We start from the raw sequence: 26,638 nt of genomic DNA on the forward strand, positions 1-26,638 counted from the left end.
CACCAATTTGAAGATCATCAACTGATTGTAAAAGACAGACGTTTTTATATAGCAGATCGGGACAACTACCCTATTGCTATATTTGAATATCGAGAGGCTTTGTTGCACAAAGATTTAAAAGATAACACTCTGCTCATTTGAACAGAATTCAAGTGACAACTTGGGTATGAGGACGACCTAATTCTGTAAATTTGTTCAATACGGCTATGCGTGCATGAATCTCATTCACCTGACTAGAAAAACTCCTTGCTGTTAATTTATCACCTAATAGTTTGATGCAATGCATCTTGGTTTCAACTAAACTTCGACGATGATAACCAGACCATTTTTTCCAAAGCGTTCTTCCTAAACGTTTAACTGTTTTCAGTAACTCATTCCGCTCTAAAGATCTCAATTTCTGATCTTTCCATGGTTTTGCATTTTTTCTTGGCGGAATGAGCGCATGTGCATCTCGATCTAGAATGACTTGTCTGCAGTGCTTCGTGTCATAAGCACCATCGGTATAGACCGAATCAATTCGTTCATCTAAGGGAATTTGAGCAAGTAAATCACCGAGTACTTGCGAATCGCTCACATTATTTGTAGTAAGCTGTACTGCACGTATTTGCAAGGTTTCAGCATCTATACCAATATGAAGTTTTCGCCATTTGCGACGATATTCAGGCTGATGTTTCTTACGTTTCCACTCACCTTCACCTAGAAACTTTAAGCCAGTTGAGTCGACGAGTAGATGTAGCCCATCACTACTTTTTTGATAGCTAATCGCAATATCAATATGTTTTTGTCTTCGACAAAGCGTACTGTAATCTGGTGCGGTCCAATTTAATCCACAAAGTTTAATCAGACTTTGAACAAAACCTGTGACCATGCGTAAAGAGAGTCTAAATAAAGATTTGATCATTAAACAGCATTGAATAGCCGTATCGGAGTAAGTTTGATTTCGACCTTGCTTGTTTTGTGGTTGTGCATACCACTGAGTGTTTGGATCAAACCAAATGGAAATGTTGCCCCGATTAATGAGAGCGCGATTATAGGAAGACCAGTTGGTTGTACGATAAGTTTTAGGAGTAGGTTTATTCATTTTGAAATTATAGGACTGAATAAACCTTATAGGCTAGGTTTGTGCAACAAAGCCATTTTAGAGTGATTTTTTAACTACAAATCTATTAAAATGTTATAACATAACAATACAAAATCTAAACTACTCTCCTTCATGATGAATAAATTCTCTCTTTTTTCCTCAAGCATATATTTAAGTTTGCTGAGTTCTTTCACTTGGGCCGAAACTTCAACAGAAGTACTCCAGACCATCCAATTGCAAGCCGAAACTGAGGGTGAAAACCTTCAACAAAGCACCGCAATGACTAAGTTTTCACATGACATTTTAGACGTGCCATTTAGTCGAAGTGTGTTATCCAAAGCGTTAATTCAGCAACAAGATGTGCAACGTATTGACGATGCACTCACGCAAGTGAGCGGGGTCTATAGTCAAACCAATTATGGTGGCGGCTTTTGGGATAACTTTTCATTTAGAGGTTTTAGTACAGACCCCAATATTGGGGCGCAAATCATCAGAAATGGCCTGAGTGTTAACCGTGGACTCAGTGCTCCGCGAGATATGGTGAATATTGAATCCCTCGACTTTTTAAAAGGCCCAATGGCTGCGCTCTATGGCCGTGGGGAGGCTGGCGGTCTACTGAATATCAACACTAAAAAGCCTGAATGGGAAAGTTCTTCAGAAGTGAATTTACGTGCCAATAGTTTAGAAAAATACCGTGCTAGTTTTGAACATACTGCCCCAATCAGTGATGCTGTGGCTTATCGTATTGCGGTCGCACATGAAGATAACCAAAGTTTTCGTGATCATGTGCAGAGTGAGCGTTGGTTTTTCTCCCCCCAACTCACATGGAAAATTTCAGATTCAACCCAGTTAGATTTTGACAGTGAATTTACCCGACAAGATGGAACCTTCGACCGTGGTGTAAGTAGTTATCAAAAACAATTTGTGATGGACCCTAAAACATTTACAGGCGAACCTGATGATGGTGATCATATTCAAAAAGATCATTTCTATCAGCTTCGACTTGCACATCAGTTTAATGATGACTGGAAAATGAATAATGCTTTCAGTGTTAAAGATACACAACTCAAAGGCTTTTCCAGTGAACCTCGTCGTATTCAAAGTGATGGACGGACATTAGAGCGCCAGCGTCGCTACCGTGACAATAAAAGTGATGACATTCTCTTTCAAACTGAAGTTCTTGGGACGATCCAACAAGACTGGGCCCGTCATGAAGTACTTTTGAGCACTGAACTTGGGCAGATGAAGTATCGTCAATTACAACTGCGTCGAAACCACAGCAGTAGCGTGCCAAATAGCATTGATATCTATGATCCTATTTATGGACAATACTTACCCGAGCTGCCACTTTTCATTAACACCGAAGAACAGCAACGCTATTTTGCACTGAATCTACAAGATCAAATTTTCCTGAATGATCAATGGAGTGTGCTGTTTGGAGCGCGCTTTGATCACATCACTCAAGACTTTCAAAATAAACTTACAGATACATCCAGTAAAAAGGATTTACAACAAACCAGTCCACGCTTGGGTTTAAACTACCGACTGAATGATCGCTGGTCATGGTATGCCAACTATGGAGAATCCTTTGCACTCAACAGTGGCATGGACCGAAATGGCGATGTATTTAACCCTGAAAAAGGCAAAAGCTATGAGATTGGTGGGAAATATCGGATTACCTCACAGAGTTTGCTGAGTTTAGCCCTCTTCAAAATGGATAAAGAGAATGTCTTAACCACAGATCCAGCAGATAGTAACTATCAAATTACCGCTGGAGAAGTCTCAAGTAAGGGGCTAGAGTTGGATTTAGAAACACAGCTCAATGATCAATTCTCTATACGTGCCAATTATAGCTATACAGACGCTCAAGTGGAAAAAGACCAGAGTCTTGCTAAAGTTTCACGACTCAGCAATGTACCAAAACATAGTGGTTCTGTTAGCAGCAACTATGAATGGAACCTTGCTAATGCAGACAAAGTTGGACTCGGTGCAACGGCGATCTATGTGGGCAAACGTAGTGGACACAGTACAGATAACGGATTCAACTTACCTGAGTACACGTTGTTGAATCTAAATGCTTATTATGCGCCAACAGATCAGCTACGTTATCAGTTCAATGTGCACAATCTCTTAGACGAAACGTACTATGTTGCAAGCTATAGCGATATGTGGATTCAACCTGGCGACCCTTTAAATGCATCTGTCTCGGTGCAATGGAAGTTTTAAGGTTTATACAACCAGACTTGTCTCGTTAGGAGTCGAGTCTGGTGTTAGAAAGTAAGATTCAGATCACTTTTTGAAGTATTAGCTGCCTTAGTTTTCTTTAGCGTTACTATGTACTTACTTCAAAAAGTATTCCCAAATGATAAATCCAAGAAAAAATCCAAGAAATGAATATAAAGTAATGATAAAGAATACAAACCAAGCTCTATTTTTTTTCAGTAAAAAGTTCATTTCCAATACCTCAACGCTCTATCTATATTCATTATTCTAAGGTTTCCTATACGAAAGGACAGATACAGTTCTTTGTGAAAAAAATATAACAGACTATAACAGATTTGCCATTTTTAACTCTCCAAAGCGATCAGACTGATATCAAGTAGTATAAAAAAGTATGAGGAGACTATTTTGCCTCCTCATGCTTCAACTGATTAAGGGATTAAACTTTCGTTTCTTTTTTTGCATTCATCCAACGATACAACACTGGCAATAGCACCAAGGTCAATAACGTCGAAGAAATAATTCCACCAATCACCACGGTCGCCAGTGGACGTTGGACCTCGGCCCCTGTGCCTGTGGCAAGCGCCATGGGAACAAAACCTAAGGACGCCACACAAGCGGTCATTAAAACAGGCCTTAATCGCAAAATCGCTCCCTGCCAAACGGCTTCATGTAAGCGGTATTGCCCTCTTAACTCTTTAATAAAGGTCAGCATGACCAAACCATTTAAGACGGCAACCCCGGACAAGGCAATGAAACCAATACCCGCCGACATCGACAAGGGAATGTCTCTTAACCACAAGAAAAGCACACCACCAGTTAGGGCAAATGGAACGCCAGTGAACACAAGCAAGCTTTCTTTAATGTTATGGAAAACGGCCATCAGCAAAATAAAGATCGTTAATAATGCCAGTGGAATCACAATCTGCATTCGAGCCTGTGCCGAGGCCAGATTTTCAAACTGACCACCATATTCAATCCAGTAACCACTTGGTAGAGGATACTGCTTAAGCTGACTTTGTACTTCTGTGACAAAAGAGCCCAAATCACGCCCTTCCACATTCGCCGTGACAATCACACGACGTTTGCCATTTTCACGGCTGACTTGGTTGATGCCATCCATCATTTTTACAGTGGCAATATCAGTGAGCAGAATGCTGCCACCGTTCGGAAGCTGTATTGGCAGTTGCGCAATCCCACTGACACTACGGTCTTGTTCACTAAGTCGAATCACAAAGTCAAAACGGCGGTCACCCTGTAAAATTTCACCAACATTTTGTCCGCCAATGCTTGCTGATACATAGTCTTGTATGGTTTTGACACTTAGGCCATATTGAGCTGCTAAACTTTTATCAATTTCTACATTGAGCAAAGGTAAACCCGACGTTTGTTCAACTTTAACGGCGGTACTGCCTGAAACCTGTTGAATCAATTTACTGATTTTTTCAGCTTCCGCATTTAGTACTTGCATGTCATCGCCAAAGATTTTGACACCGACATCGCTACGCACGCCCGATATTAACTCATTGAAACGCAGTTCAATTGGTTGAGAAAACTCACTGTTGTTACCGGGCAATGTAGCTAAATAGGCCTGCATACGGCTACGCAGTTCATCGAGTGTTTCTTTTGGGTTTGGCCATGCATCACGGGGTTTCAACATGACATAACCATCTGAAATATTCGGAGGCATTACATCGGTCGCCACTTCAGCCGTGCCTGTTCGCGCAAAAATAGCCTGTATTTCAGGGAATTTCTTCAGAAGTAGCTTTTCCGTATTTTCCTGAATACGAAGTGATTCTTCTAAGCCTGTGCTTGGAGAGCGCAGTTGCTGTACAGCAAAGTCACCTTCACTCAGTTGCGGTGCAAACTCACTGCCGATACGTGTTGCAAGTAATCCCGTCAACACCAATAAGCACAGTGCGAAGGTCAAAACCACCGCTTTATACTGATAGGTACAGTCCAATACTCGCTGATATCGCTCTTTTAGCCACAGCATCCAACGGCTTTCAGTTTCTTTAATGTCACCTTTGACAAAAAGTGCGACAGCCGCAGGTACAAAGCTGATCGACAAAATAATGGCTGCAACGAGTGCAAGTACAACAGTCAAAGCCATTGGGTGGAACATTTTTGCCTCTACACCAGTCAGTGCAAAAATCGGTAAATACACCACTAAAATAATCAGCTGACCAAAAATGAGTGGACGGCGGGCTTGACGCGCTGCCAAAAACACTTCTTTAAAACGTTCCGACTGAGTCAACGGTCGTTTGAGTAACTGCTGGGCATGGGCTAAACGGCGAATACAGTTTTCAACAATTACCACTGCACCGTCGACAATAATCCCGAAATCCAATGCACCTAAACTCATCAGGTTGGCACTGATGTTCTGCTGTGCCATACCCGTTAAAGTAAACAGCATAGACAGTGGAATCACACAGGCTGTAATTAACGCCGCACGAATATTACCTAAGAATAAAAAGAGGATCACAATCACCAAGATTGCGCCTTCAACCAAGTTCTTTTGCACCGTTTTAATGGCTTTTTCCACCAAAGTCGTGCGGTCATAAACCGTTTCTATTGTGACACCTTGCGGTAAACTACTTTGCACCTCCTGAATTTTGGCATCTACAGCTTTAGACACCGTTCGACTATTTTCCCCCATCATCATCATAGCGATGCCGAGTACAGTTTCTTCGCCGTTATAGGTTGCTCCTCCTGTTCGGAGGTCATGATCAATTGAAACCTGCGCAATATCCGCGACACGAATGGGGTTCCCATTTGGGCTGGCAACCGTTGTATTTTCAATGTCTGCAAGACTGTTGAGTGTCCCCGGAACACGGACTGTGAGCTGCTGACCATTTTCCTCAATATAACCAGCGCCACGGTTTTCATTATTTTCCTGTAAAGCAGTTTGTAGTTGGCTTAAGGAAATATTCAACTGTTGCATACGGTTTAAGTCGGGAGCAACCACATAGGTTTTATTAAACCCGCCAATACTGTTGACCTCGGCAACCCCCGCAACACGTTGCAATTGTGGACGAACGATCCAATCTTGGATCTCCCGCAAGTCCATCGCGCTATAAGCCGTACCATCCACTTTTTTGGCATTCGGTTCAGCTTTAATGACCCATTGATAAATTTCACCTAAACCCGTCGAAACTGGTGACATGGTTGGGGAAACATCGCTAGGTAAGTCCGCTTTGACCTCTTGCACCCGTTGATTAATCTGCTGACGTGCCCAATAGATGTCTGTGCCATCCTCAAATACAATAGTGACTTGGGACAAACCATAGCGTGAAATAGATCGAGTCAGCTGTAAATCTGGAATACCCGCCATTGCAGTTTCAATTGGATAGGTAATCCGCTGCTCAACCTCCAATGCGGTAAAACCATTGGCTTGGGTATTAATTTGTACTTGCGTATTGGTAATATCGGGCACTGCATCGATCGGCAGTTTTTGATAGCTATAAACCCCGACCGCAATCCATGTACAGACAAAGAGCATGACCCAAATTGCATTTTGAATAGAGAACTGAATAATTCGTTCAAACAAACCCTCAGGCTTGGGTAAATCATGATTAGTGTGCATGATCAGCCTCGCCTTTTTCTAATTCAGACTTAAGAACAAAGCTGCCTTGACTGACATAGCGTTGTCCTGCTGTTAGGCCTGAAATCACTTCCACCCATTGAACATCATTTGAAGCTTGCCCAAGTTGAACGGGCTGCGCTTTCAAATGCACTTGTCCTTTTTGTTCAGCGTCGACCACAAATACCGAAGTTTGACCTTCAATGTTTTGAATAGCACTTTTATGGACGCGAAGTGCTGTTTTGGAACTGGTATTGTCTAAAAAGATATTCACTAAAACATTTGGACGTAGTTCAGCCGCTTGGCTTTTTAATTTAGCACGTACCACCAAGCGTCCTGTTTGTGCATCGGCTTGAGAGGTTAAGCTTTGGATAATGGCTTCATATTTTTGTTCAGAAGCATTCGGCTTAAATGTCAGACTCTGATTGGCTTGTAACTGACCTGAGTACTGAGCAGGCAGATTAAACTCAAGCCATAACTCTTTAAATTGTTCAATCACAAAAAGTTGATCGGCCAATTGTACGTTTTCACCCACTACGATATCTTTTTGGCTAATCACACCTGAAATGGGTGCTTTAATGGCAAAACGACCATTTACCCCACCTGTTGCCCCTAGGGCGTTTAAACGGCTTTGCACCGATTGCACAGTAATCTGCGCTTGTCGGTAAGCATTTTCTGCCCGTTGGTAGTCTTGCTTGGCAGAAATGCCCTGTGACCATAACTGCTGTTCACGTTGATAATCTTGACGTGCCAAATCCAAACTGGCTTGAGCCATCCGCAAATTGGCTTGTTGATCAATCAGTTCAGGGACAGACAGTACAGCTAAGGTTTGTCCTTTTTGTACGTTTTGACCAAGTTCAACATTCACCTGTTCCACATGCCCACCAAAGTTTGGCGAAATGTGTGCTTGCTGATCGGTATTGACCACAAGCTTTCCGGGTAGAACGGTAACTTGAGACACCACACCTTGTTGAGCTGAAGCGATTTGAATGCCTTGCTCTGTCAGTTGCTGTGCCGTCAGTTGAATTTCACCTTCCTCGGCATGTCCTTTTTCGGCCTCGGGCTCATCCGAATGTTCAGATTCTTCATGCGCATGTTCATCAGTGGTTGTATCTTTCGAGCTAAACCAAATTCCAACAGCGATGAGAAATGTAATGAGGAGCAAAAGCCCAATCATCAATGGCTGTGATATTTTTCCAAATTGGTTTTTTAGTTGCATATTATTGTGCTCCGCCAAGGATGAGGTCTTGTATTTGTGCGATTGAATTTTTACTGATTTGGCTATAAGCATCTGAACTACTGATCTGCTCATAGCTAGTACCGAGGCTGAGTGCTTCTGCGCTCAATGCAGTCTGCCAAGCTTGACGTAATAGCTGCAACTGCCCAAGGCGTATGCTTTGCAGCTGTAAGTTGGCTTGTTGAATGTCGGTAATGGACAGCTTTCCCGCTTTAAAACCTTGCAGCGTGCGGACTTGCACTTGTTCTGCCAAAGACGTTTGTTGACTCATCGAACTAAACTGTTTATTTAGTCCTTTGAGTTCATGCATGGCATTGGCGATATCTAAAATTTGCTGTTTTAACTCACGCTGTTGCTGCTGATTCAACAGGCTTTGCTGACGCTGGGCCATCGGAATGCTGTATTGCTGACGGTTAAAAATATTCAGCGGAATATCCACGCCGACACCTAATGTGGTATCGCTACTTTCATTCGGTGCTTGGCTCCGTTTCATGCCGACATTTAAGGTCGGATTGGGACGTGCCTGCACTTTTAAACTTTCAATGTTTAAATTGGACTGTTGAATGTTCAGTGCATATAGCTTTTCCAACCAACCTTCAGCAATATAGCGCTGTACTGTGGCATCGCTTTGATCTGGCCATGGCATTGAGGTCGCATTGAGTTGAATATCGGCTTTGGTTTCGCCCCAAAGGTTTGAGAGTTGACGCTGTGCTACTTGTTCTGACAGTACCGCTTGTTGGTATAAGCGCTGCATATCCAAACTTTCGATTTGCGCACGTTCATAGTCAACCAAAGCAATACTGCCCGCCTGATAACGTTTTTTGGCACTGTCTAAATTGTTTTGACTCACTTTGAGTTGTGCTGCGTACAGCGATTTTTCAACTTGTGCCAAAGCCAACTGAGACCATGCAAATTTCACCACCAATTGGCTTTGTGCTGTCCACAGTTGTTGTTGTAACTGTCCTTGTTGCTGCGCTGTTTCTGCGAGTTTTTGATTAAGCTTACGCTGTCCAAAAACATCTAAGGGCTGACTGATGGCAATACTGAGCTCTTGATTGGTATTTGAACCCAAACCATCTTGATTGATATTTAAGCTAGGATTTTGCCATAGGCCACTGTTTTTGATGTTCAGCTCTGAAATGCTTTGACGCTGTTGCCCAATGTCGCTTTGGTTTTGATAGCGCTCTACTTTTGCTAAAGCTTCATCCAAAGTCTTGATCGGTTCGGCAAAACTCCATTGCATTGCGGCTGTTGTTATGCCCACAGCAAGGGCTTGGCGTATAAACGCCTTAAATTGATTCGACATGTTTTTTCCCACTAATTTTTAGAAGAAGTGGTGGGAAATGTTTTAGGCTACCCCACCATTAGCGGGGAAAGTTCAGGAGGAGGATGTTGCCCCAATAAATCAGGGGCTTGATAGGCATTGTGCCAAAAAAACTGCGGACGCTCACGAACTTCAAACGCGAGCGGCATTTGATAGTTTATTTCTTTCGGAATAATCAAATGTGCCATTGAAGGCAAATGATCTTGATGGTCTTGATGGTCTTCACCCAATTCAAACTGATCATTTGCCGTTTGAGTATGGCTATCGGCACTGCTTTGCTGGTGTGCCTTATCATCAGACACACACAAGGTGGTTTGATGATGCCCAAAATGAAAATTTTGTTGCGTCACGACTTGAGTTTTTTGTTCTTCATGGACGCAAAAAGCTGCCGCCACGTTCCAAAGACTTTGGAACATGAATAAAGCAACTAAGACGCTAATCCACGTGGTAGAACGCATAATGTCGTACTGAAATAAAGTGACGCTATTGTAAAGCCTAGACTAAGTCTAAGGTCAAGTCTTTTTTAATGACTATGTTCATGTTGGTGTGGATGGCATTCATCTTCTTCAATCTGCAAAGTCACTTGCGTAATCCCATGCTCATGCCCCAATAACTCCACAGCTTGGTGGTATAAAGCTCTCTGATCTACATCAGGTGCAATCAAATGCGCTGTTAAATGCACATTCTTAGAGGTAATGGCCCAAACTTTAAGCTGGTGAATACCTTGTACACCCTCTAAAGCCAGCAAATCATTGCGTAAAGATTCGATATCAATTTCACTTGGTACACCTTCGAGCAAAATATTGATACTTTGTTTCAGTAGCACCCAAGTTCTAGGTAAGACCCAAAAGCCAATCAACACCGCAATAACGGTATCTACCCACATCCAACCTGTGAAATAAATCACCAGTGCGCCAATGATCACACCCACAGAGCCCAAGGCATCACTGAGCACTTCAAGATAAGCCCCTTTCACATTTAAGCTGTCTTGACTGCTCGACACCAAAATCTTCATTGAAATCAGGTTAATGATTAAACCCAGAACCGCAACAACCAACATACCCAAGCTTTGAATTTCAGGTGGCTGACTAAAACGCTGATAGGCTTCATATAAAATGTAAATGGCTACCACAAACAACATCATGGCATTAAACAAAGCTGCCAAGATTTCAAACCGTTGATAGCCAAAAGTACGTTTATCATCGGCAGGTTTTTGCCCAATTTTGATGGCTGCTAAAGCAATCGCTAAAGCAGCGGCATCGGTAAACATATGCGCTGCATCGGACAGTAAGGCCAAGCTTTGCGTGATAAATCCTGCGACCACTTCTACAATTAAGAAGGTAAACGTCAGGGCAAGTGCGATGGTTAATTTCTTGGCATTTTTTGCAGTCACTTCAACATGACTGTGATCATGGTTATGAGAACCACTCATGTAGGACTCCTTATCATTTTATTTAACGGAATGCTTTAGCATTGAAATCGAAGCTTTTTTTAATTTAAAAATTACTCGATTTAGTATACTCGGTTAAAACAATAAAATCATCTTTCATGTGAATACGTCTTTATTTACGGCGTTTTTTCCCTGTCAAAAAGTTCATGGCCTGCGTATAGCCTGTTGGTGTAATACGCTGTACCAGATCGATAATTTTGGCATCTGTTCCAATTAAGACACGGCGCTGGTCTTTTTTTACAGCCTTTAAAATGGCCTGTGCTGCCACATCTGGTGGAGTTTTAAGCATTTTATTGAAAGAACGACTGGCACGCTCAGGGTTCATACCCAGCGCACGAATACTGTCACTCATTCGAGCACTATTGGCGATATTGGTACGTATACCCCCCGGATGAACACAAGTTGCGCTGACGCCACAGTCTTGCAAATCTAACTCTTGACGCAGTGCCTCGGTAAAACCACGGACAGCAAACTTTGTCGCATTATAGGCACTCTGAGTAGGCTGAGCAGTGAGTCCAAATAAACTTGAAATATTCACAATATGCCCAGAGCCACTTTGTTTTAAATAGGGTAAAAAAGCTTTGGTTCCATACACCACACCCCAAAAGTTGATGTTGAAAATCCACTCGGCATCTTCATAGCTCAGACCTTCAACAGTACTCGCTAACGCGACCCCTGCATTGTTAAAAACTAAATTGACCTGTCCGAAATCCTGCTGACACTGCTTTGCCCAATCCTCTACAGCCTTACGGTCTGAAACATCTAGTTTTGTGAGCGTGACTGAAACAGGATAATCTTTGACGTGGTTTAATGTTTCCGCCAAACCTTGTTCATTGAGATCACTGAGTGCCAAATGTGTACCTTGTTTAGCCAGTTGAATCGCCAACTGCTGCCCAATGCCTGAACCTGCGCCTGTGATCGCAGCCACTTTATTTTCAAAACTTTTCATAATGCTCTCTAAATATAGTGTTCTAAATATCGTTTTACACTTAAACGTCATGCTGAAGGTTCAAGTACTCTAGTTCTACGCAGCCAAGGTGCTATTTTAGTTAATGTACAAAAATTAGAACCATGAATGAAATGATCATTTCTAATGATTCAGTATGTATAAAATTCATGGGTGGTATTTTAAATATAAGATCATTTTTTATTTGGTTTTTGTTCTTAAGTGATAGGGCTCTAAAAACTGAAATCAAGTTACTGATATCTACATATTGTCTCTACAGGATTTAAAATATAACAGTCTTTAGCAATTCTGCTTCATCTGTTATATTTTTTTAATCTTGTTTTTGTATCTGTTTCATCAGTTGTTTGCTTTGCATAATATACTCATCAACTCAGTTGAGTGCAGTAACCATGAAAAATCTAGACTCAAAAAAACCAGCAAAATATGCAGATAGTTCAATTTCAGATAAAGCATTTAAAAACATGATTATCTGGTTTGCGATTTACTGTGGGCTTTTTTGCATAGGTGTGATTTTCTTTGTCGGTGCAGATCAAAACTACCTTCTTCAGTAAAAATCTGAAGCTTGTTGCACTAATATCAACATCTAAATTTTGGCTACAGAATTAAATCTCACGAGAAAAACACACTTTAGAGATTAAACCTAGACATGGGTTTAGTCTCTATTTTTTGAGTTGAAGACTAGTAAAACGGCAGTTAAAATATATTTTGAATGGCTAATGTCATTACAAAAGAATGACATTAGCTATGTGAAGATCAGACTTCAAGCCCAAATCACTAAAAACGCTGCAATCACCACCAATACAATACCGAGATGTTCAGCACGTGCCAGCTTTTCTTTAAAGAAGTAGGCTGAAATCAACATACTAAAAATAATCTCAATCTGCCCCAAAGTTTTTACAATGGGCACGGACTGCATACTCATGGCACTAAACCAACCCAGTGACGCCAAAAAACTACTTAAGCTGACACGAAATGTAAGTCCAATACGCTGCCACATAGCCCATAATGTTGCACGGCGAAATATCCCCAAATACATTAAAAGTAAACAACACTGTGTCCCAATCACCATTAAAAGTACCCAAGCTGCACGGTGAATAAACGGTAAATTTGTTAGTTCTAAACTGGCCTCACGTACCAAGAGCGAGGTAATGGCAAAACATAAACCACTACCGATACCTATACATAAGGTTGGTACGGAAAAATCAGAAAAGTCCCGCCCTTTAGACATTAAAAATACTGCGAAGCCTCCGACAGCAACCCCGAACCAGCCTAAAAGGCTTAAATGATCGGATAAAAAGACCACGGCGATAATCGCGGCAAGTACTGCCTCACTTTTAGCAAGCCCCACTCCAATCGCATAATTTTTTTGCTTAAAAAGTTGAACCATCAATGCTGTTGCGGCAATTTGGCTCAACGCCGCAATAAGCACATAAATAGCAAAACGGAGATTAAAATGGACGGAATCTGTTACAGGTTGGAAATGGTAAAGACAACTGATGTAAAGCAGTGCTAAAGGTAAAGCAAAGATGAACCGCGCTAGAGTCACTCCATAAACGTCTACAGTAGTACTGAGTTGCTTTTGAAAAGCGTTGCGCCAAGCCTGCATGAAAGCGGCCATAAGCGTAAAAAGAATCCATGTTATTGTCATCAAGTACTCTATATACAGTTACTTACCTCACTAATGTAACCCGTTGATGGCAATACATGTGCTTTATTTTCATGACTTATTCTTATGTGATAAATAACTTAAGTTCTGATGAAAATTCGACTATTGCATGACTTTCGCAACATTTCCTCAAAACTGAGTATTAAGGAAATTAAACAGCAAGACATAAAAAACCGAAGGGCTTATCCTTCGGCTTATATGTGAAATTTCACTTCGATCTATACATATCAAAGTGAAAACCGGTTATCACTTCAAGTATTAGAAGTTATAAATCGCAACCAAGTTCACACGGTTGTCTTCACCTTTTTTACTACCATTTGCCGCAGGTGCAAACGCTTCACGCTCACCGTAGACATACTCTACGCCAAGGCTAACAGGCTGAACTGGGCTATAGAATAAATTACCCCATGCTTGCCATAAGTTTTTATTGATTTTGGTATCATCAGCTACAGCATCAAGGTAGTCCTGATTTTTATCAAAAGTCATATAACCATAAGCCAAAGTGCCACGTAATTTGTCATTAAACTTCTGTGTTAAACCGACAGTAATTGAGTCAAACTCACTTTGTTCAATACTTGTGCCTGTTGCAACTACGCCAGGGTTTGTAAAGGATACAAAGCTGCTATCACCTTTGACATGGTAGTAGTCCGCTTTCACAGAAGTTACAGGGGTGATGTCAAATTTGGCACCAACACCTACGCCATACGCCCACTCTTCTTGATTTTGAATACGTTTTTCATGCGCCATTGCACGCCCACTGACTGAAAGTGCATCATTAAACTTATGATTCAGTCGTCCTGTAAATGCAGGCATACGTTGGCTCATGCTGGCATCTTTCGGGTCTTCCACTGCCGCGACTAAGTTAGTATTTGGCGTGAATTTATGGGTATAACGCACTTGAGGAGTACGTTTAATTGAAGCACCCACATAAGCCAAAGCGTCAATCGTTTCAGGGATATAGTCTGGTGTGGCAAAGTTTGACCACGTTTGACCAATTAACCAGTTACCATAGTTTAAATACGCATGACGAATACGTAAATTATCAAGGTTTGCACCGCCTAAAAAGTCGACCTCAATTTTGGCATTTAAGTTCTGATCGGCTACAGGCGCTTTAAAGTCCAAACCTAATCGCGTTGCTGAAAGGGTTGATCTTAAACGATCGCTATTTTCAGCATTTCCTTCTAAAGGTACGCTATTGATTTGGTTATAGGGCATATCACGAGCGCCACCTTCAGCCTGATACGATGCGTCCGCGCGGACATTACCGTATAAGTTGAACTCTGCCCCACCTTTGGTCAAACCTAAACCCGTTTTTTCAACCGTTTTTGGCGTCGTCAACACTTGGCGTTCAACAGCGCTCAATTGAACAGCTTGCTGCTGTTGTTGCTGAGTATTCTGTTGAAGCATTTGTTTTAACGCATTAATTTCATTTCTAAGCTGCTCAATCTCTGCCGTCGTATTGGTTTGTGCATGTAATGCTGCACTACTTAACATGGATAAAGTAACAACTAAAACGTTCTTCTTAAATTGTTTCATTTAACACGGGTCCTGTGTATTTAAGTCTGTCCTGACTTTTACTCTTTAATATTTAGCTCTCTTTTTCATCGCTGTTTTCTAACGCAATGCATTTCTTTTAATACTTTAAAATGAAACTTTTTATCGCATTAAAAATCGCGTTAAAAAACAACTTATAAAAAGCAAATTGATTTTAACAGTTCATACAGTTTTTGAAATGAGCCTACTACTAATGCACTAGACTCATGGGTTCAGTATTATTTAATTAGCTGTTGATTTAACAGCATCAAACACTTGTTTTGATTTGGTTTTTTCACCATCTACAGATACTTTTAAGTTGACCATAAACACTGCCAAAGCTGCAATCACACCAGGTATCGCAATCACGAGAAAATTCATTTGATGTGGCAACTCAAAAGTTAACAATGCACCTGTCAGTACAGGTCCAACAATTGCGCCAATGCGTCCAATGCCTGAAGCCCAGCCCATACCTGTAGAGCGCACAGCAGTTGGATAGAACTGTGCGACAAAGGTATACAGTAAAATTTGTGAACCAATAGTTGCTGCGCCTGCAATCGCAATTAAACCGTACAGCACCATTTGTGGACTGTTGAAACCAAGTAGAATCAGCGCAATAGCACCCAAGGTGAACATGGTTGTCAAAACTGGTTTTAAGTGGAAACGGTCTGCGAGCGCACCACCGCCAATCGCTCCAACCATACCGCCAATATTTAAAGCAAATAAGAAAATCATACTTGCACCAAGCGAATAGCCTGCTTGAATCATTAGTTTTGGTAACCAGCTTCCAAGCGCATAGACCATGAGTAAGCACATAAAGAATGCCACCCAAAACATCATGGTGCTAAAGGTACGGCCTTGTTGGAACAATGCCTTTAATGGAGCGTCATCACCAGCAACCGCATCATTCAATTTAAAAGTGGTCTCTGGTTGAATGTCTTGTTCAGGTGCAATCTTTCGCACAATTTCACGGACTTTTTCAGTTTCGCCTTTTTTAGTCAGGAACATTAAAGACTCAGGTAAAAACTTCCAAAGAATCGGCAAAGCCAGAAATGGAATGATGGCGATATAGAACATGATTTTCCAACCATAGTCTGTTACCAACCATGCCCCCAGTAAAGCTGACGTCATGCCACCAATAGCGTAACCACTGAACATAACCGCCACGAGTGTGCTACGAATACGCTTCGGAGCATATTCAGTCATGAGTGCGACCACGTTTGGCATCACCCCACCAATACCAAGTCCCGCAAGAAAACGTAAAATACCAAACTCGATAGGATTGCTTGCAAATGCGCCGAGAAAGGTGAAACCACTAAAAATAGCCACACAAATCATAATGGTCTTTTTACGGCCCAATTTGTCAGACAACGTCCCAAAGCTCATTGCACCGAACATCATGCCAAACAAGGCTGTACTCGCAAGTAAACCTGCTTGTACTGCACTGAGTCCCCACTCTTGCATCAGAAGTGGCAATGCCACGCCATAGATGACTAAATCATAACCGTCAAAAATAATAATCAGTAGACACCAAATGAGTACACTCCAATGAAAGTGCGTAAATTTGGCTTCATCGACCACCGTGTTGATGTTAACTGGATTTGTATTCACTTTAAGCCTCCTGCTTGCGAATGTTTGTTGCTGTGTACATTGCAGCAAAAGTAGCTTTCTTGTCCAAAACCGAATAACTCTATGTTTATACCTTTAAGGTCGGTTAAGGTTTTTATTGTTTTAAATAAATAGCTTATATAAGCCATGATTGCAGTGAGAGACAGAAAATAAGCAAAACCAAGTGAAAATGACTATAAAAAAAGCCATCCCCTAAAGATGGCTGAAATGGTTCGTTTTCAAATGTAGACTTTAAAAGTATCGTGGAATTTAAATCCCCAAGTTTAGATAAATGCACGGTCATATTTGATCGCTTCAAGGTCATAGACCTGATAAATGCAATCAAATAGTGAACGAATATCTTCGCTTTCATCCATGGAACGAATCGCCAGAAAAATGGGGCTAGTCGCTGCATCATCTAAGATTGGAATATAGTTCAAATGCGGCAGTTGAATAGTTCGTGCACTTTCTGGAACCACACAAATTCCTTCTCCAGCGGCAACTAACCCCAGTGCCAACTGTATTTCACGAACTTCTTTTAAATGTTTAGGTTCCAGCCCGTATTCTGAAAACAACCCTTGGACTTGGGTAGAAAAGTTTGGCTTGGGATGACTTGGATAAAGAAATAAGTTTTGATCGACCAAATCCGACAGGTAAATGCCTTGTTTTTGCGCCGTCAAAGGATGACTAGAATGTGCCGCTAACATCAACGGTTCTTCACGCAGTAAAACCCGACGCACAGCAGGATCTGAAATACGTAAGCGTCCAAAACCAACATCAATCCGTCCTTCTTTTAAGGCCTGAATTTGGTCTTTGGTACTCATTTCAATCAATTCTATTTTTAAATGTGGCTGCTGTTGGCGAAATAAATACACAATTTTAGGCAATAAGCCATATAACAACGATCCCACAAAACCCATGGTCACCGTTTTTTCAACCCAACCTACACGCTGAGTCATAGCTTTGACTTCTTCGGCATTAGACAAAAGTTTAACAGCGTGTTGATAGAAGAATTGTCCTGCTTCCGTGGTTTTGAGTGGACGGCTGCCACGTTCAAATAATTGCACGCCCAATTCAGCCTCCAGGTTTTGTATCTGGCGGCTTAGAGGAGGCTGCGCAATGAATAATTTTTCAGCAGCTTTGGTAAAACTCTGCTCTTCTACAACAGCTACGTAGTAGCGGAGGTGTCTCAATTCCATGACTATTTATACCTTTAAGATATATTAAAATGCTAATTTGATCTTCGACAGTTCATATTTATTCTTTTAAGGTATATCACATCAGGTACACAACGCAAGGCTGCGCAGAGTTAAGATGTATAAATCTATAGAAACCTTACTCGTCGAAATCCCCACTATTCGCCCACACAAAATGGCGGTAGCGACTATGCAAACGCAAACGCTTGTCTTGGTGAAAATCAGCACTGAAGATGGCTTTGTCGGTTGGGGTGAAGCGACAACAATTGGTGGACTTGGCTACGGTGAAGAGAGTCCAGAAAGCATTAAGACCAATATTGAAACTTATTTTGCACCTTTATTGAAGTCCCTTAAAGCTCAAAATATTGCACAAACCATGCGTGCTTTGAAAAAGAATATTAATGGCAACCGTTTTGCCAAATGTGCAATTCAAACGGCTCTACTCGACATCCAAGCGCAACGTTTAGATTTACCTCTTTCTGAAGTATTGGGTGGCCGCTTACGTGACAGCTTACCTGTACTTTGGGTGTTGGCATCTGGTGACACTGAAAAAGATATTGCTGAAGGCCGAAAAATGATTGAGGCAAGACGCCACAATATTTTCAAACTTAAAATCGGTTCACGCCGTGTAGAAGAAGATGTTGAACATGTTCTTGCGATTAAACAAGCACTGGGTTTAGACATTTCTATCCGTGTCGATGTGAACCGTGCATGGTCTGAGCTAGATGCGATTAAGGGTATTCAACTCCTACAAAATGGTGGTATTGACCTGATTGAACAACCCTGTGCAATCGACAACATTGATGCGATGCAGCGTTTAACACGACGTTTTGATCTTGCCATCATGGCGGATGAATCGCTCATGGGACCAAGCTCAGCCTACCGTTTAGCCAAAACCAATGCGGCCTCTGTTTTTGCAGTGAAAGTGGCTCAGTCTGGTGGATTAATTGAAGGTCATGAAGTGGCGAAGATTGCCAACTTAGCCGGTATAGATTTGTATGGCGGAACCATGCTTGAAGGTGCAGTCGGCACGATTGCTTCGGCACATTTGTTCTCGACCTTTGAAAATTTAGCTTATGGCACCGAGCTATTCGGCCCACTGCTGTTAACCCAAGATATTTTAAAAACCCCACTTCAATACACTGACTTCGCTTTGCATTTACCCCAAGGCAAAGGACTCGGTATTGAATTGGATGAAAACAAGATTGATCAGCTACGCCGCGCTTAAGCGACGTCTTAACCGTTTAGGAGTTACACATGCTTTTTCACGTACGTATGGATGTAAACATTCCACTGGATATGCCTGCTGAAACTGCCAGTGAAATTAAAGCAGTCGAAAAAGCATATTCGCAAGAGCTACAAGCTCAAGGCAAATGGCGACATATTTGGCGCATTACAGGTCAGTACTCAAACATCAGTATTTTTGATGTAGATAGCAATGAAGAGTTACACAACATTTTGCAAGGTTTACCCCTGTACCCGTATATGAACATTGAAGTGATGCCTTTGAACCGACATCCATCGTCTATTCGCGAAGATGATCATTAATTGAAAAAAGATTTTATGCAATTTAATCACTGGAACCTAATGAATGATCTAGTGAAAGAAATTAACAAGGAACGTGGCAGCTAAGCTTTTCAACCTATTCATAAAGCTAGCCACCACACAGCAAACATACTTAAGGAGCAATAGTATGAATCGTCAACAGATTGATGCATTAGTCAAAACAATGAATGTGGATACAGCAACAGGTTCTGTAGACGCGCGTACTCAACAAATTGTGGTCCGCTTATTGGGTGACTTATTCCAAGCGATTGAAGACTTAGATTTGAGCCAAACTGAAGTTTGGAAAGGTCTTGAATACTTTACGGATGCAGGCCAAGCCAACGAACTTGGTTTACTTGCGGCTGGTCTTGGTCTTGAACACTACCTCGACTTACGAGCAGATGAAGCCGATGCCAAAGCAGGTATTACAGGCGGAACACCACGTACCATCGAAGGTCCTTTATATGTAGCTGGCGCACCTGAATCGGTTGGTTTTGCGCGTATGGATGATGGTTCTGAAGAAGGCAAAATTCCGACTTTAATTATTGAAGGGACAGTGACTGACACTGATGGTCAGATTATTGAAGGTGCAAAAGTTGAAGTTTGGCATGCCAACAGCCTAGGCAACTACTCTTTCTTCGATAAGTCACAATCAGACTTCAATCTACGTCGTTCAATCATTAGCGACCAAGATGGTAAATACGTTGCTCTCACCACGATGCCTGTCGGTTATGGTTGCCCACCAGAAGGAACAACTCAATTTGTATTGAACAAGTTAGGTCGTCACGGTAACCGCCCTTCGCACGTACATTACTTCGTATCTGCGCCAGGCTACCGTAAGTTAACCACCCAATTCAACATTGAAGGTGACCAATACCTGTGGGATGACTTTGCATTTGCAACACGTGAAGGCTTAGTGGCTACCGCTGTCGATATTACCGATGAAGCTGAAATTGCACGCCGTGGTTTAACAGGTCCATTCAAACACATTCAATTCAATGTTGAACTGGTGAAAGACCAAGCGGCTGCACCATCAACTGAAGTTGAACGTCGTCGCGCTAGCGCTTAATTACCCTTGGAACCGAAATAGCCACTGCAAAGTCGCATTTCGGGGACTTCCTCACTTTTGGAAAGTCGGAGAACGGACATGCCACGTATCCCAGTTATTAATACTAGCCATCTCGATCGTATCGATGAATTACTTGTCGACAACTTTGAAACAGGCGAATTCAAACTTCATCGTTCAGTGTTTACTGATCAAGCCCTTTTTGACCTAGAAATGAAGTATATCTTCGAGGGTAACTGGGTTTACTTGGCACACGAAAGCCAAATTCCAAATAACAACGACTATTACACGACGTATATTGGCCGTCAGCCAATTCTGATTGCACGTAACCGTAATGGTGAACTCAATGCCATGATCAATGCCTGTTCACACCGTGGTGCACAGCTTTGTCGTAATAAACGTGGTAATAAAGCTACTTATACATGCCCTTTCCACGGTTGGACATTTAACAACTCTGGCAAACTTTTAAAAGTTAAAGATCCAGCAGACGCAGGTTATTCAGACTGTTTTAACCACGAAGGTTCACATGATCTGAAAAAAGTTGCACGTTTTGGCAACTACAAAGGTTTCTTGTTCGGTAGCTTAAATCCAGACGTTCCCTCTTTAGAAGAATACTTAGGCGAAACCAGCAAAATCATTGACATGATTGTGGATCAGTCTGAGCAAGGTCTTGAAGTTTTACGTGGCGCGTCTACCTACACTTATGAAGGCAACTGGAAACTCACTGCAGAAAATGGTGCAGATGGTTATCACGTTTCTGCGGTGCACTGGAACTATGCAGCGACCACTCAACAACGTAAAGAAAAACAAGCAGGTGACAACATCCGTGCCATGAGCGCAGGAGCTTGGGGTAAACAAGGCGGTGGCTCATACGGTTTTGACAATGGTCACATGCTGCTTTGGACACAATGGGCGAACCCAGAAGACCGTCCAAACTTCCCGAAAGCCGACGAATATTCTGAAAAATTTGGCGAAGCAATGTCGAAGTGGATGATTGAGCGCTCACGCAACCTTTGTCTTTATCCGAACGTCTATTTGATGGATCAATTCGGTTCACAAATTCGCGTACTTCGCCCAATTTCAGTCAATAAAACCGAAGTGACGATTTACTGTATCGCACCTGTAGGTGAAAACGCGGAAGCACGTACGCGCCGTATTCGCCAGTACGAAGACTTCTTCAATGCCTCAGGCATGGCTACACCCGATGATTTAGAAGAATTCCGTGCATGCCAAGCAGGCTACGCAGGCATTGAACTGGAATGGAATGATATGTGCCGCGGTTCAAAGCATTGGATTCATGGCCCAGATGATGCTGCCAATGAAATTGGTCTAAAACCAAAGCTTTCAGGTGTCAAAACTGAAGATGAAGGCCTCTACCTTGCTCAGCACCAACACTGGCTAGACATGATGAAAATTGCAATTGCCAATGAAAAAGCACTGGCTGTTGAAACTGCAAATGAACAAGGAGAAGTGGCATGAATGCTCCTACAACACTTAATACCGTTAGCATCGAACAAATCAGTCAGTTTCTGTATCAAGAAGCACGTTTTTTAGATGATGAGCAATGGGATGATTGGCTTGCATGTTATGCCCCTTCTGCATCATTTTGGATGCCTGCATGGGATGACGACGATACCTTGACGACGGATCCGCAGTCTGAAATTTCACTGATTTACTACCCAGACCGCCAAGGTTTAGAAGACCGTGTGTTCCGCATTAAAACTGAACGCTCTTCTGCGACCATGCCAGACACACGTACTTGTCACAATGTGAACAATATCGAAGTGATTGAGCGTGATGGCGATAAAGTTACCGTCTGTTTTAACTGGAATACGCTGAGCTTCCGCTACAAAACCAGTTATAGCTACTTTGGGATGTCACGTTATGAAATTGATTTTTCAGGTGAAAAACCACAAATTTTAAGTAAATACGTGGTACTGAAAAACGATTACATCAACCAAGTGATTGATGTTTATCACCTCTAAGTTAGCCACACATCCTTAGTATTCTTTCAGCCAAATGGAGTTTTGGCTGAGAGTTCCAAGTTTCAACGTTTTTAAAGGATATTCAGCCATGTCAAACCACAATGTTGCACTTCAATTTGAAGATGGCGTAACGCGTTTTATTACCGTGACTCAAGGTGAGTCTTTATCAGATGCCGCTTACCGCCAAAAAATTAACATTCCGCTAGACTGCCGTGATGGTGCATGTGGGACTTGCCGTGCTTTTTGCGAATCTGGTAGTTATGACATGCCTGAAGAGACGTATATTGAAGATGCGTTAACACCAGAAGAAGCGGAACAAGGCTATATTTTGGCGTGCCAATGCCGTCCAAGCTCGGATGCCGTATTCCAAATTCAAGCTTCATCTGAAGTCTGCAAAACCGAAATTCACCAGTACCACGGCACTTTAGTCGCTGTTGAAAACTTATCAGAATCGACCATTACTTTTGATATTCAGCTTGATGAAGGTCAACCTGATATTCACTTCCTTGCTGGTCAATATGTCAACGTAGGCATTCCAGAGACAGCAGAGACTCGTTCCTATTCATTTAGCTCGAAACCGGGCAACCGTTTAACGGGCTTTGTGGTACGTAATGTGCCGAATGGCAAAATGAGTAGCTTTTTAAGTGGTGCTGCCAAAGCTGGTGACAAAATGACTTTTACAGGCCCATTTGGTAGCTTCTACCTGCGTAATGTGGTTCGTCCTGTCGTCATGCTTGCGGGCGGTACAGGTATTGCCCCTTTTATGTCAATGCTGCAAGTCTTAGAAGAAAAAGGCGCAGAACACCCTGTTCGTTTGGTGTTTGGTGTTACCAATGATTTTGACTTAGTTGCTTTAGAACAACTGGATGCACTTCAAGCCAAACTCCCATGGTTTGAGTACCGTACCGTTGTTGCAAGTCCAGACTCTGCACACGAGCGTAAAGGTTATGTGACGGGTCACATCGACAATGAATGGCTCAATGGCGGTGACGTCGATGTCTACCTTTGCGGTCCTGTCCCTATGGTTGATGCTGTTCGTGGTTGGTTAGATAGCGAAGGCGTAAAGCCTGCAAACTTCCTGTTTGAAAAATTCTCTGCAAACTAATAGATAACCCAATATTTAAGTCATAAAAAAATGATACGCGAAAACGTCATTCGCAATTGTTCGAGGTAGGACTGCTTGGTAAAAAAGTCTTTTCTGCGAGAAAGATATCAAGTAATCGGTTTCTGACGAGTTTTGCGAATGACAATGTTTTGCTTACTTTTCCCAAAAGAAAAGTAAGTCCAACCGAAGGTTAATCCGGTAAGTGATATTCAAATGTTAGGACACCGGCGTGCCAAATTTATAAATTTAGAAATTCATCTTTATATTGGATGATGAGCGAGCTAAAAATGGCGTTGAATCAAAGATTTTTTAACAAAGTCGTGATTGTGACTGGTGCCGCTCAAGGCATTGGTCGCGGTGTTGCCCTCCAAGTGGCTAATGAAGGTGCGCAAGTTGTTTTAGCTGACTTATCTGACTATGTCGATGAAACATTAGCAGAAATTAAAGCAAAACAAGGCGATGCAATAACAGTCAAAGCCAACCTTGAAACTTTCGCAGGCGCACAAGCGGTGGTCGAAAAAGCCCTAGAAGTCTATGGCCGTATCGATGTGCTCATCAACAACGTTGGTGGTGCAATTTGGATGAAACCTTTTGAAGAGTTTTCTGAAGAAGAAATTATCAAAGAAGTAAATCGTTCATTATTCCCAACGCTGTGGTGTTGTCGCGCTGTTTTACCTAAAATGATTAAAAATCAGAAAGGTACGATTGTAAATGTGTCTTCTATTGCGACTCGTGGCATTAACCGTGTGCCCTATTCGGCTTCCAAAGGTGGGGTCAATGCTCTTACTGCATCACTGGCTTTTGAGCATGCCAAAGATGGCATCCGAGTAAATGCTGTTGCTACGGGTGGAACCGAAGCACCGCCGCGTAAAGTGCCGCGTAATGTAAATCCACTATCTGAAAATGAAAAAGCGTGGATGCAACAAGTGGTCGATCAAACCATTGATCGTAGTTTTATGAACCGTTATGGCACGATTCAGGAACAAGTGAATGCGATTGTATTCCTTGCTTCAGATGATTCGTCATATATGACAGGTACAGTTGTTCCTGTCGGCGGTGGCGATCAAGGCTAATTGATCGTTACATTACTTTTATATACAGGATCATGTCTGCATGGAGGCAAATGAATGGCTACCCTGTTTAAAACTTTGAAAGAAGATTGGTCTATTTCAGCCACTGTCGCAGGATTTTTGGCGGTGCTGATTTCCTATTCAGGACCACTCATTATCTTTTTTCAGGCTGCGCAGCAAGCTCAGGTTTCCCCGACCATGATGATTTCATGGATTTGGGGTATTTCTATTGGGGCAGCCGTGGCAGGGATCTTCCTTTCCATTAAGTTTAAAGTCCCTGTAATTACCGCATGGTCTGCGCCGGGTACGGCTTTATTGGTCACTTTGTTCCCGAGTATTAGTCTGAATGAAGCTGTAGCCGCTTATATCACCTCGGCAGTGGTGATTTTTCTGATCGGGATCAGTGGTTACTTTGATAAATTATTGAAATGGATTCCGCAGTCAGTAGCCGCTGGGATGATGGCAGGTATTCTATTTCAGTTTGGTTTAGGTCTATTTAGTGCCACTAACAGTATGCCGATTATTGTGTTTAGCATGCTGTTTGTCTTTTTAGTCGCAAAACGAATTTCACCACGCTATAGCATGCTTTGGGTACTGCTTTCAGGTGTGGCCTTGAGCTTTGGGCTTGGTGAAATGAATGCGGTGAGTTTAGATTTCCAACTTGCTATTCCTCAGTTCATTAGCCCTGAATGGACTTGGCACTCCACCTTAAACCTTGCCCTGCCTTTGATTTTAGTCAGTCTGACGGGACAGTTTTTACCGGGCATGGCCATTATGAAGCTGAGTGGTTATGACATGCCTGCCAAGCCGATTATTACCACCACCAGTATTGCTTCTTTAGCTGTTGCATGCGTCGGCGGTATCACCATTGTTTTAGCGTCAATTACGGCTGCACTGTGCATGGGCAAAGATGCACATGAGTTAAAAGAAAAACGCTATATCGCAGGTGTAGCTAACGGCATTTTCTATATTTTAGGTGGTTTGTTCGCAGGCAGTATCGTTCTGCTCTTCAGCTTGCTACCAAAAGAGCTTGTTGCCGCTTTGGCTGGCTTGGCCTTATTGGGTGCAATTTCAACCAATATTGCTGTAGCCATGAAAGATGAATCTCAACGAGATTCTGCCCTCATTACTTTTTTAGCTACAGCTTCAGGTATGCACTTTTTGGGTCTAAGTTCCGTTTTTTGGGGCATCGTTATTGGTTTAACTGCGCATCTGATTTTAACCAAACGTAGTCCTGAAATTTCAGCTTTAGCTTCAACTCCAAGCTCCAATCCAAGTTCTAAAAGTTAATAGGTACGCTGTGCCTAGGACAATATTATGATTGATAAAAGTTCAGCTTCTTTAACAGAAGCACTTTCACAAATAAAGGATGGCTCAACCATCATGATTGGTGGTTTTGGTACAGCAGGACAACCTGCTGAACTGATCGATGGCTTAATTCAACTCGGTATCAAAGACCTCACCATTGTCAGCAACAATGCTGGTAATGGCGACTATGGTTTAGCCAAGCTCCTCAAAGCAGGTGCTGTGAAAAAAGTCATATGTTCGTTTCCGCGTCAGTCCGACTCTTGGGTCTTCGATGAACTCTATCGTGCAGGCAAAATCGAATTGGAACTGGTACCACAAGGCAACTTGGCCTGTCGTATTCAAGCCGCAGGCATGGGGTTGGGCGCAGTCTTTACCCCAACAGGTTATGGCACCTTATTGGCCGAAGGCAAAGAAACCCGTCACATCGACGGTAAAGATTATGTACTGGAATATCCAATCAAAGCTGACTTTGCTTTGATTAAAGCCCAACAAGGCGACCGTTGGGGTAACTTGGTCTACCGCAAGTCGGCACGTAACTTCGGCCCGATTATGGCTATGGCGGCAGGTGTAACCATTGCCCAAGTGTCTGAAGTGGTAGAACTGGGTGAATTAGACCCTGAACACATCATCACCGCAGGTATTTTTGTTCAACACGTGGTGCAGGTCCAACCTGAACCTGTTGCTGTGTAATCGG

23 protein-coding genes are annotated in these 26,638 nt (G+C 42.3%); 11 read left to right on the forward strand and 12 right to left on the reverse strand.

Translation table 11 applies throughout. The features are described from left to right. Positions 1–148: 148 nt before the first annotated feature. Positions 149–1,081, reverse strand: a complete 933-nt coding sequence (locus F986_RS06155) for an IS5-like element ISAha2 family transposase (protein ID WP_004693161.1) — start codon at positions 1,079–1,081, stop codon at positions 149–151. 132 nt (positions 1,082–1,213) lie between these two features. Here F986_RS06155 and F986_RS06160 point away from each other — a divergent pair, with 132 nt between their 5' ends. After that, positions 1,214–3,307 (forward strand): TonB-dependent siderophore receptor, encoded by a 2,094-nt coding sequence (locus F986_RS06160; protein WP_004693162.1) that lies wholly within the window; start codon positions 1,214–1,216, stop codon positions 3,305–3,307. A 114-nt stretch (positions 3,308–3,421) separates the two neighbouring features. On the opposite strand, the gene F986_RS18215 is transcribed toward F986_RS06160, so the two are convergent. The 7 genes from F986_RS18215 to F986_RS06190 form a co-directional block, all read right to left on the reverse strand. Next, positions 3,422–3,535 carry a hypothetical protein gene (locus tag F986_RS18215; RefSeq protein WP_010326689.1) on the reverse strand — a complete coding sequence of 38 codons (114 nt, stop codon included), beginning with the start codon at positions 3,533–3,535 and terminating at the stop codon, positions 3,422–3,424. A 205-nt stretch (positions 3,536–3,740) separates the two neighbouring features. Further along, entirely contained in the window at positions 3,741–6,887 is a 3,147-nt protein-coding gene (locus F986_RS06165; protein ID WP_004693164.1) for an efflux RND transporter permease subunit, read from the reverse strand. Beyond that, entirely contained in the window at positions 6,877–8,103 is a 1,227-nt protein-coding gene (locus F986_RS06170; protein ID WP_004693166.1) for an efflux RND transporter periplasmic adaptor subunit, read from the reverse strand. The genes F986_RS06165 and F986_RS06170 overlap by 11 nt, the downstream gene beginning before the upstream one ends. 1 nt (position 8,104) lies before the next feature. Next, positions 8,105–9,427, reverse strand: a complete 1,323-nt coding sequence (locus F986_RS06175; protein WP_004693168.1) for a TolC family protein — start codon at positions 9,425–9,427, stop codon at positions 8,105–8,107. Between the two features lie 47 nt (positions 9,428–9,474). Further along, positions 9,475–9,903, reverse strand: coding sequence for a cation efflux protein, CzcI-like (locus F986_RS06180; RefSeq protein ID WP_004693170.1), 429 nt, complete (start codon positions 9,901–9,903; stop codon positions 9,475–9,477). A gap of 65 nt (positions 9,904–9,968) precedes the next feature. Next, positions 9,969–10,877: a cation diffusion facilitator family transporter gene (locus tag F986_RS06185; protein ID WP_004693172.1), complete on the reverse strand. Its 909-nt coding sequence runs from the start codon at positions 10,875–10,877 to the stop codon at positions 9,969–9,971. 130 nt (positions 10,878–11,007) lie between these two features. After that, complete coding sequence (locus F986_RS06190) at positions 11,008–11,844, reverse strand: SDR family NAD(P)-dependent oxidoreductase (RefSeq protein ID WP_004693174.1); 837 nt, start codon at positions 11,842–11,844, stop codon at positions 11,008–11,010. 407 nt (positions 11,845–12,251) lie between these two features. Between F986_RS06190 and F986_RS18370 the strand changes: the two genes are divergently transcribed. Further along, a complete protein-coding gene (locus F986_RS18370) occupies positions 12,252–12,413 on the forward strand; it encodes a hypothetical protein (protein WP_004693175.1) in 162 nt (53 codons plus the stop codon). A gap of 209 nt (positions 12,414–12,622) precedes the next feature. Here F986_RS18370 and F986_RS06195 read toward each other — a convergent pair whose 3' ends face one another. The 4 genes from F986_RS06195 to F986_RS06210 all read right to left on the reverse strand — a co-directional run bounded on the left by F986_RS06195 (position 12,623) and on the right by F986_RS06210 (position 17,868). Next, a complete protein-coding gene (locus tag F986_RS06195) occupies positions 12,623–13,510 on the reverse strand; it encodes a DMT family transporter (protein ID WP_004693177.1) in 888 nt (295 codons plus the stop codon). Positions 13,511–13,786: 276 nt separating this feature from the next. After that, complete coding sequence (locus F986_RS06200; RefSeq protein WP_004693179.1) at positions 13,787–15,064, reverse strand: DcaP family trimeric outer membrane transporter; 1,278 nt, start codon at positions 15,062–15,064, stop codon at positions 13,787–13,789. Positions 15,065–15,304: 240 nt separating this feature from the next. Next, the gene (locus F986_RS06205; RefSeq protein ID WP_004693181.1) at positions 15,305–16,672 is read right to left on the reverse strand and encodes an MFS transporter; all 1,368 of its coding nucleotides are present in this window, start codon (positions 16,670–16,672) and stop codon (positions 15,305–15,307) included. Positions 16,673–16,953: 281 nt separating this feature from the next. Next, complete coding sequence (locus tag F986_RS06210; protein ID WP_004693182.1) at positions 16,954–17,868, reverse strand: LysR family transcriptional regulator; 915 nt, start codon at positions 17,866–17,868, stop codon at positions 16,954–16,956. Positions 17,869–17,983: 115 nt separating this feature from the next. Here F986_RS06210 and F986_RS06215 point away from each other — a divergent pair, with 115 nt between their 5' ends. The 9 genes from F986_RS06215 (at position 17,984) to F986_RS06255 (ending at position 26,634) form a co-directional block, all read left to right on the forward strand. Beyond that, positions 17,984–19,093, forward strand: coding sequence for a muconate/chloromuconate family cycloisomerase (locus tag F986_RS06215; RefSeq protein ID WP_004693183.1), 1,110 nt, complete (start codon positions 17,984–17,986; stop codon positions 19,091–19,093). Between the two features lie 29 nt (positions 19,094–19,122). Further along, the gene (catC, locus tag F986_RS06220) at positions 19,123–19,413 is read left to right on the forward strand and encodes a muconolactone Delta-isomerase (protein WP_004693185.1); all 291 of its coding nucleotides are present in this window, start codon (positions 19,123–19,125) and stop codon (positions 19,411–19,413) included. Positions 19,414–19,558: 145 nt separating this feature from the next. Then, a complete protein-coding gene (catA, locus tag F986_RS06225) occupies positions 19,559–20,479 on the forward strand; it encodes a catechol 1,2-dioxygenase (protein ID WP_004693187.1) in 921 nt (306 codons plus the stop codon). Between the two features lie 78 nt (positions 20,480–20,557). Next, entirely contained in the window at positions 20,558–21,955 is a 1,398-nt protein-coding gene (gene benA, locus F986_RS06230) for a benzoate 1,2-dioxygenase large subunit (RefSeq protein WP_004693190.1), read from the forward strand. Next, positions 21,952–22,461: a benzoate 1,2-dioxygenase small subunit gene (benB, locus tag F986_RS06235; RefSeq protein WP_004693191.1), complete on the forward strand. Its 510-nt coding sequence runs from the start codon at positions 21,952–21,954 to the stop codon at positions 22,459–22,461. Before benA ends, benB begins: the two co-directional genes overlap by 4 nt. 88 nt (positions 22,462–22,549) lie before the next feature. Then, positions 22,550–23,566, forward strand: coding sequence for a benzoate 1,2-dioxygenase electron transfer component BenC (benC, locus tag F986_RS06240; protein ID WP_004693193.1), 1,017 nt, complete (start codon positions 22,550–22,552; stop codon positions 23,564–23,566). A gap of 287 nt (positions 23,567–23,853) precedes the next feature. Continuing rightward, positions 23,854–24,639, forward strand: coding sequence for a benzoate diol dehydrogenase BenD (gene benD / locus F986_RS06245; RefSeq protein ID WP_004693194.1), 786 nt, complete (start codon positions 23,854–23,856; stop codon positions 24,637–24,639). A 54-nt stretch (positions 24,640–24,693) separates the two neighbouring features. After that, positions 24,694–25,926 (forward strand): benzoate/H(+) symporter BenE, encoded by a 1,233-nt coding sequence (benE, locus tag F986_RS06250; RefSeq protein ID WP_004693197.1) that lies wholly within the window; start codon positions 24,694–24,696, stop codon positions 25,924–25,926. 27 nt (positions 25,927–25,953) lie between these two features. Beyond that, positions 25,954–26,634 carry a 3-oxoacid CoA-transferase subunit A gene (locus F986_RS06255; protein WP_004693199.1) on the forward strand — a complete coding sequence of 227 codons (681 nt, stop codon included), beginning with the start codon at positions 25,954–25,956 and terminating at the stop codon, positions 26,632–26,634. Positions 26,635–26,638: the final 4 nt, after the last annotated feature.

The sequence above is a fragment of the Acinetobacter johnsonii CIP 64.6 genome (assembly GCF_000368045.1).
Taxonomy (GTDB): domain Bacteria; phylum Pseudomonadota; class Gammaproteobacteria; order Pseudomonadales; family Moraxellaceae; genus Acinetobacter; species Acinetobacter johnsonii.